The following is a 375-nucleotide window of genomic DNA, read 5'->3' as shown; positions in this document are numbered from 1 at the left end:
GCTGTAAAGCCTCGACAGTCTTGTTGTATGGTGCGCGCGTGTCATGGATGACCCGCCCCAGCAGCCAATGTCATTCGAGTCCGCCATGAAACACTTCGCCACCGTATCGGCCGCACTAGCCCTGGCCCTGAGCCTCAGCGGTTGCATCGGCCCGCCCCTGGCGCTGACACCGCAAACCGAACAACGCCTGAAAACCGAGGCGCTGGGGCCGTCATCGAAGGTCAGCAAAAAACGGATCGGCGCCTCGGGCTTCATGAACCCCTGCCGTTCGGTGATGGCGGACCTGGCGAACAACCCGATACAGCCGGGGATCAAGGCGGTGTTCTTCCTGCAGACCGAGGCGCCCCGCTCCGGCGGCAACCCGCGGGGCTACAA

At 64.0% G+C, this 375-nt stretch carries 1 pseudogene; it reads left to right on the top strand.

Features of this window, described 5'->3' with window-relative positions:
• Nucleotides 1-43: 43 nt before the first annotated feature.
• Nucleotides 44-375 (top strand): annotated as a pseudogene (locus HX786_RS31690) (polysaccharide deacetylase family protein); the annotation flags it as partial.

The organism is Pseudomonas sp. 21615526, from assembly GCF_013386245.1.
Lineage (GTDB): Bacteria > Pseudomonadota > Gammaproteobacteria > Pseudomonadales > Pseudomonadaceae > Aquipseudomonas.
This window is presented reverse-complemented; position numbering and strand designations above follow the sequence as displayed.